Below are 1,315 nucleotides of genomic sequence, written 5' to 3'. Positions count from 1 at the left end.
TGAGGTTGATCCCCGGGAGTGGACACCGGGTTTCATGCGGCGAGCGACAGAGTACGTGATGAGATCAGACGCTGTTCGAACTCAACCGGTGTGAGGTAGCCGAGTGCGGAGTGCCGACGGCGTCGGTTGTAGTACGACATCCAGCGGAACAGTTCCAGGCGGGCCTGCACCTTCGACGTCCAGCGCCGTCCGTGCAGCAGCTCCCGCTTGAGGCCCTGGAAGAACGACTCGGCGAGGGCATTGTCATAACTGGACCCGACGCGTTCCATGCTGCGACGGATGCCGTGCCGCCGGCAGACATCGGCGAAGGCCCGGCTCACGTATTGGGCGCCCCTGTCCGTGTGGAAGATGACGCCGTTCACCTGGCCGCCGCGGGCGGCCACGGCCATCTCGATGGCGTCGGTGACCAAGGACGCACGCATGTGGTCGGCGATCGACCAGCCCACGACCCGGCGCGAGCAGATGTCGATCACCGTGGCCAGATACAGCCACGTCGAACCGACAGGTATGTAGGTGATGTCACCGCACCACTTCGTGTTCAGCGTGTCGGCGGTGAAGTCGCGCATCATCAGGTCCGGGGCCGGCGGGGCCGTCTTGTCCGCGATCGTCGTTCGCCTGGTGCGGCGCAGGTGGCGCCCGATGATGCGGTGGACGCGCATCAGCCGTGTCACGCGTTTGCGGTTGATCTTCCGTCCCCGGGCCCTCGGCTCGGCGTGGACGCGCGGGGCGCCGTAAGCACCTCGGTGCTCGGCGTGAATGGCACGGATCTGGGCGACTGTGGCCGCCTCGCGGGCCTGGCGTTCGACGCGGTCTTCTTCGGTGGCCTGGTGCCGGTAGTAGCCGGAGCGGGAGACCCCCAGGACCCGGCACAGCCGCTTGACGCCGAAGTCGGCGCGGTGGTCGGAGATGAAGTCCCAGCGGCGGGTCCTCACTTCACCTCCCTGGCAAAATACGCGGCCGCCCGGCGCAGGATCTCGCGCTCCAACTGCCACTCCTTCTCAGCCCTCAGCAGCCTGGCGTTCTCGGCCCGCAGCCGGGCCAGCTCATCAGCCTGACTCTCCGGGCCGCTTCCGCCCCGGACAGCCGACCCGTTCGCCCCGGTGTCCTTACGGACCCATGTGCGCAGTGTCTCTCCGGTGATCCCGAGCTCGGCGGCCACGGCCGCGTACGTGCGCTTGCCGCCGCCCGCGCGATACAACGCGACGGCGTCCCTCCGGAACTCCTCCGGGTACGGAGACTGGCGTCCCACCTGGACATCCCTTCCTGGACCATCAAGATCCATTGTCAGGGTGTCCACTCCAAGGGATCAGCCTCA

At 67.5% G+C, this 1,315-nt stretch carries 1 protein-coding gene; it reads right to left on the bottom strand.

Annotated elements, in window-relative coordinates; all coding sequences use genetic code 11:
• Positions 1 to 32: 32 nt before the first annotated feature.
• Positions 33 to 1,249 (bottom strand): IS3 family transposase gene (locus IE271_RS40975; protein ID WP_190195487.1). Its coding sequence is split into 2 segments (ribosomal slippage): positions 33 to 997 and positions 997 to 1,249, totalling 1,218 coding nucleotides; the frame shifts between segments, so codons are not numbered across the junction.
• Between the last annotated feature and the right edge of the window lie 66 nt (positions 1,250 to 1,315).

It is taken from the genome of Streptomyces minutiscleroticus, assembly GCF_014650875.1.
Lineage (GTDB): Bacteria > Actinomycetota > Actinomycetes > Streptomycetales > Streptomycetaceae > Streptomyces > Streptomyces minutiscleroticus.
This window is presented reverse-complemented; position numbering and strand designations above follow the sequence as displayed.